This is a genomic window from Streptomyces sp. NPDC107559, assembly GCF_055657365.1.
Genome location: NZ_JBVKBD010000050.1, coordinates 1 through 5,631, shown reverse-complemented (window position 1 = coordinate 5,631; position 5,631 = coordinate 1). Strand labels below are relative to the sequence as shown.

Annotated in this window: 4 protein-coding genes and 1 pseudogene; 3 read left to right on the top strand and 2 right to left on the bottom strand. The window is 69.0% G+C overall.

Features of this window, described 5'->3' with window-relative positions:
• Positions 1-438 precede the first annotated feature (438 nt).
• From ACZ7OY_RS44525 to ACZ7OY_RS44515, 3 genes are all read left to right on the top strand, one after another.
• Positions 439-2,556, top strand: a complete 2,118-nt coding sequence (locus ACZ7OY_RS44525; protein ID WP_472251211.1) for a SpoIIE family protein phosphatase — start codon at positions 439-441, stop codon at positions 2,554-2,556.
• 57 nt (positions 2,557-2,613) lie between these two features.
• The gene (locus ACZ7OY_RS44520; protein ID WP_472251210.1) at positions 2,614-3,399 is read left to right on the top strand and encodes a helix-turn-helix domain-containing protein; all 786 of its coding nucleotides are present in this window, start codon (positions 2,614-2,616) and stop codon (positions 3,397-3,399) included.
• Between the two features lie 225 nt (positions 3,400-3,624).
• The gene (locus tag ACZ7OY_RS44515) at positions 3,625-4,797 is read left to right on the top strand and encodes a 4-hydroxybenzoate 3-monooxygenase (RefSeq protein WP_472251209.1); all 1,173 of its coding nucleotides are present in this window, start codon (positions 3,625-3,627) and stop codon (positions 4,795-4,797) included.
• On the opposite strand, the gene ACZ7OY_RS44510 is transcribed toward ACZ7OY_RS44515, so the two are convergent.
• Together ACZ7OY_RS44510 and ACZ7OY_RS44505 are read right to left on the bottom strand one after the other, a co-directional pair.
• Positions 4,794-5,018 (bottom strand): hypothetical protein, encoded by a 225-nt coding sequence (locus ACZ7OY_RS44510; RefSeq protein ID WP_472251208.1) that lies wholly within the window; start codon positions 5,016-5,018, stop codon positions 4,794-4,796. The genes ACZ7OY_RS44515 and ACZ7OY_RS44510 overlap by 4 nt on opposite strands.
• Before the next feature lie 122 nt (positions 5,019-5,140).
• Positions 5,141-5,245: pseudogene (locus tag ACZ7OY_RS44505) on the bottom strand (response regulator transcription factor); the annotation flags it as partial.
• Positions 5,246-5,631: the final 386 nt, after the last annotated feature.

Genomic DNA, 5,631 nt, shown 5'->3' with positions numbered 1-5,631 from the left:
ACCCCGATATCGAATTCAAATTCGGACACGCCGAAAAGAACCCCGTCGGGTGATCGTGCTGGTGGTTTGTCGCCGCATCCGCGGCAGGAGACGCCACCGCAGAACCGATACGGCTCCGTGGCAACCCGGAGAACTATACGCATCCGGCAAGGGGGCGTCAACCACCCTCTGTCAAGATCTTTTCAACCGAGTCTGTCGGGTCGACCGCAGGAGGAAGCCCGGTCGGCTGCCTGCCTGCCTGCTACGACTGCGATGCGCCGTGCTCGCCGCACCCCCACCGCCTGGTGCCCTCGGTGCGGCGAGCTCGCGGCAGGACTGCGACCGAAGCCGTACCCGGATCACCGAAGTGTCTATTCGTCCGTAATTCTCCCGGACTAATATGATTCATCCGATGCGGAGGCCGAGTCGAGGTCTGTCACCTTCAGCCGAAGGAGTGCCGTGAGCGCTGGACGGGATGCTGCCGGCTACCTGGGCGGTGGCCTGGACGATGCGATTCTGAGCGCCCTGTTCACCGAGTCCCCGATCGGCCTGCACGTGTTCGATACCGAGCTGCGCATCGTGCACATGAACATCGCCGCGCGCAACGTCAGAGCGTTTCCGGTCGACGAGTTCCTCGGCTACCGGCTCGTGGACGCCCTCAAGGGCTTCGGCCTGGAGCAGGCCGAAGCCCTTGAGGTCCTGGCGCGTGAGGTGCTGGCGACCGGTACGCCCAGACGCGATGTCCTGGTCACGTTGCGCTCCCGCCACGAGCCGTACCGTGAGTTCACCCTCGCCACTGCCTGGTTCCGGCTGAGCGATGGGCGGGGCCGCGTCCTGGGGGTGGCGGCGGCCATCTCGGACATCACCCAGCGGCACCAGGCCCAGGCGCGGCTGGCTCTGCTGGACGGGGCCAGTGCCCGGATCGGCACGACGCTCGACGTCTTCCGCACCGCGCAGGAGCTTGCCGATGCGACCGTCCCGGATTTCGCCGACACCACCACCGTCGATCTGCTGGATCCAGTGCTGCGCGGGGAGGCTCTTGAACCCGGACCGCTGATCGAGCATCTCGAGCTACGGCGCTGGGGCTGGCGCTCGATGCACTTCATCGAGGAGGCCTACGGCCCCATGGCCGGGGAACTGAGCGGTTTCCCCGCCGGATCGCCGTACCGTGACGCCCTGGCGGACCTCCGCCCCCGCCTGATCGGACGGCTGGACCCGAACGCTGCCTGGCTGGAGAGCGACCCGTTTCGCCAGCGGCTGCTGAAAACGGTCCGGGTGCACTCGCTCATCGTGGTGCCGCTCTGCGCCCGGGGCCTGGTCCTCGGCCTGGCCGGCTTCTACCGCTGGCGCACCCCGGACGCGTACGAGGACGACGACCGGGTCCTTGCGGAGCAGCTGGCCGCCCGCACCGCGCTGTGCCTGGACAACGCGCGGCTGTACAGCCGTAGCCGCGCGGCTGCCCGCATTCTGCACATGAGGCAGAGACCGGCGCAGGTCCCGGCCCACACCGCCGTGGAGAGCGCATACAGCTACTCGTCCGCCTCCTCCGGCGGCTGGGCCGACGTCATCGCGCTGCCCGGCGCCCGGGTCGCTCTGGTCGCGGGGCGCGTCCTGGGCGACGGCCTCCCCGCCGCGGCCGCCATGGGCGAGCTGCGTGCCGCCATCAGCGCCCTGGCTTCGCTGGATCTGGCGCCGGACGAGGTGCTGACGCGCCTGCACGAGCTCGTGACGTGGTTCAGCGGACAGCAGGGCTCTTCCCCGCAGGACACCTCGCGCACGGCGCCGCTGGACGCCACCTGCACCTACGCCGTCTATGACCCCGCCACCCGAGACTGCACGCTCGCTGCCGCAGGCCGCGCGCAACCGCTCTTCGTGCTCCCCGACGGCACGGTACAGATAGCCGAACTCGCGCCCGGACCGGCACTGGGACACGGGCGATCCACCTATCGGACGACCGAGCACACACTCGCTGAAGGCACCCATCTCATCCTGGCCGGCTCCCCCCTCCTGGGCGATTCGCCTCAGGAGACCCCGCGGACGCAGGACCAGGCCCAGGCCCTCTTCCCGTCCGGCACCCGCTGCCTCCAGGAAACCTGCAAATCCCTCCTGAACACCCCGGCCTTTCAGGACTGCGGGGTTCTGCTGCTCGCCAGAACCCGCGCTCTCGGCCCCGACCAACTGGCGTCCTGGACCATCCAGTCCTCGCCCGAATTCGTGGCCAAGGCACGTACCTATGCGACCGACCAACTCGCCGCCTGGAACCTCGAAGACCTCGCCTTCACCACCGAACTGGTCGTCAGCGAACTGATCACCAACGCTGTCCGCTACTCCCAAGGACCCATCGGACTACGCCTGATCCGAGACCGGACACTGACCTGCGAAGTCTCCGACACCAGCAGCACGGCCCCACAGCTACGACGCGCCGACGACAGCGACGAAGGCGGTCGCGGGCTGTTCATCACCAGAGAGCTCACCGAGCGCTGGGGCACCCGCCCCATCAGCCGAGGAAAGATCATCTGGGCGGAACAAGCGCTGCCCGAGCGCCTCTCCACCCCTGCGCCCGCTCCTGACGACTGACCACCGTTGCCGAACGCGGCTCGGCACCCCTACGGGACCCCCGTAGATTTGCGCCCCATGCCGGAAGACCGCCGACCTTCGCCCATGCCGTCCGACCCGGACGCGGCGCCGCTCCAGGGGGCCGCGTGGCTGCCCCACGGCTATCGGCTTGCCCCCCACTCGCATGCCGAGGGACAACTCGTCTATGCCGCCGCCGGAGCGCTGGCCACAGCCACGGAACGCGGAACCTGGGTCGCGCCGGCCAACCGTGTCACCTGGACACCCCCGCACTTCGCGCACTCCCACCGCTTCTACGGCCAGACCGACGTACGCCTCCTCCAGATCCCGCTCGACCTGTGCGCACAGCTCGTGGACCACCCCAGCGTCTTCGCGGTCAGCCCGCTGCTGCGCGAAGCGCTCCTCGCGCTCACCGACAGCCCGGAGCGGCGCCCCGGCGCCCACCGACGGCTGCTCAGCGTGATCGTGGACGAGCTTGTCGACACCGCCGAGCAGTCCCTCCACCTGCCCGAGGCCGACGACGACCGGCTCCGGGCCGCCACCGCGCTCCTGCACGAGGACCCTGCCCACCCCGCAACCCTTGCCGAGCTGGGCCGCAGGGTGGGGGCCGGTGAACGCACCCTGAGCCGCCTGTTCCGAACCGAGCTGGGCATGAGCTTCCACCGCTGGCGCACCACCCTGCGCATCCACCACGCGCTGGCCCGCCTCACCGACGGGATGTCGGTGACCGAGACCGCGGTGGCGTGCGGCTGGTCCAACCCTTCCAGCTTCATCGACGCCTTCACCGAGGTCGTCGGCCAGACACCCGGCCGCTACCAGGCCGATCTGCGCCGTCACCGCACCTGACCGCCGACGTCCGCTCAGCTCGGGCAGTCCGCACCGGCTCACCCTCCATGTTGGCGGCTTTCCGGCATCTGCCGTCCGATCACCGGTGGTGTGCACGGCTGGGGTCGTCGCAGGGTGGTGACCGCACACCGCATCGCCCTGGACGACACCGCCGATGGCGGCCGCGCCGCCCGGGGCGATGCGGTCCACCGGTCCACCGCCCTGAGCACGGAGGCTCGCATAACCATGGCCACGACACGCGACGACACGGCAGTCGTCATCATCGGAGCCGGCGTCGCCGGACTGACCCTCGGCAACTTCCTGCTGCGCAACGGTGTCGACTGCATCGTGCTGGAGAAGCACCCCCGCGCCTACGTCGAGCAGCGCCAGCGCGCCGGGACCATCGACACCTCCGGAGTGCGCATGTTCCGCGAGTGGGGGCTCCAGGAAGTCCTGGCGGGTGATCCGATCCCGCACAGCGAGGGCGGCTTCTACATCGACGGCGAAGCGATGCCGATCGACGTCGACGAGGACGACAACGAGAGCCTGTACTGCCCGCAGCAGGTCCTCGTCCGCAACCTCACCGAGGTATTCCTCCGTGAAGGCGGCGACCTGCGCCACGAAGCCGCCGGCGTCGCCCTGGAGAACATCACCGGGAACCGCTCCGTCGTACGCCACCAGGACGCCGACGGTTCGGTCCGGACCATCGACTGCGACTTCCTCGCCGGCTGCGACGGCTTCCACGGCGTTTCCCGCCGCAGCATCCCCGCCACGGCATTGACCGAGTACTCCCACGAGTACGGCTACTCGTGGCTCAGCGTCCTGGCCGCCACCCCGACCGTCCCGTCCGGCATGGCGATCCACGAACGGGGCCTGGCCGGCATGATCCCCCGCGGACCCGAGGCCACCCGTATCTACCTCCAGTGCGCAGTCGACGACACCCCTGAGAAGTGGCCGGACCAGCGCATCTGGAGCGAGCTGGAAGCCCGCTTCGGGACCCCTCCCGCGCGTGGCGCGATCCTGTCCAAGCAGATCGTGCCGCTGCGCAGCGTGGTGTTCGATCCGATGAGCCACGGCAGGCTGTACCTCCTCGGCGACGCCGCCCACATCGTCCCGCCGATGAGCGCCAAGGGCATCCACCTCGCCCTGCACGACGCCGAGGTCTTCGCCCGAGCAGTGATCCGCCACGCCGAGGAAGGCGACTCCAGCCTCCTCGACACCTACTCGCAGACCTGCCTGCCGCACATCTGGAACTACCAGGCGTTCGCGACGTGGATCACCGACACCATGCACAACGCCGGCTTCACCGGCTTCGAGGGCGAGTTCAAGAAGCAGATCGCCCGCGCCGAGCTCCAGCGCCAGTTCACCTCGGACGCGGCGAACAAGCTGTTCAGCGAACTCACCGCTGGCACCAACTAGTCCACGCCTCCAACGGGCGTACGACCCGGCGAGGGCCGGGACGATCTCCACGGTGTGCCGGGGAGCCGGACCGTGCCGAGGAGACCGCCGGTCCGGCGGGAAGCGAGGTCGAGGATCCAGCCTCCGAACAGGCCGAACACCAAGATGCAGGCCAGTGCCGCGGCCCCCGCGGGAACGAAGCCGCGCAGGAGGTCGAAGCGGTTGGGTCCGACGATGACCACGACGCCGTACGCCCTCTGGAGGGTTCTTAGGTCGTCGTCCAGCAGCCAGCGCAGTACGAACACTCATGTCACAGCCAGCAGGAGCGTGCCGGCGAGGAAGAGGAACCCGGCGTAGCTGAGGGTGAGTCGCCGTCGTCGGCGATGTCGGCCGCGATCACCTCCAGCCGCAGACCGTCCCGGACGGCTTCGGCCAGGTAGGGCTCGTCCTCCACGATCAGTGAGCGCATGTCTGGAGCCCAAGCGCAACCTATCTCCGACGTATGCAAAGAGGTGAGCACACCTGACACACGCTCAGCCTGTCAGTGCCGGCGCGGGGCGGGGCTGGCCCGACGGCGCTTCCGCGCCGGTGCGCCACCAAGGTCATGAGCTCCACACCGTTGAACGTGTCGTGGCAGCCGTGCCACCGCCCGGACACGCACCTCGGAACGGACATCATGAGCGGCCGCCACAGGACGAACAGGGCGCTCGCCAGGCCATTTCGATACGCCCGCGATACACACCGGCAGCCTCGAACCGTAAAACGCAGAAAACCCCCGCGCCAATGGCACGGGGGTTTTCTCAAAATTTGTTCGGCGGCGTCCTACTCTCCCACAGGGTCCCCCCTGCAGTACCA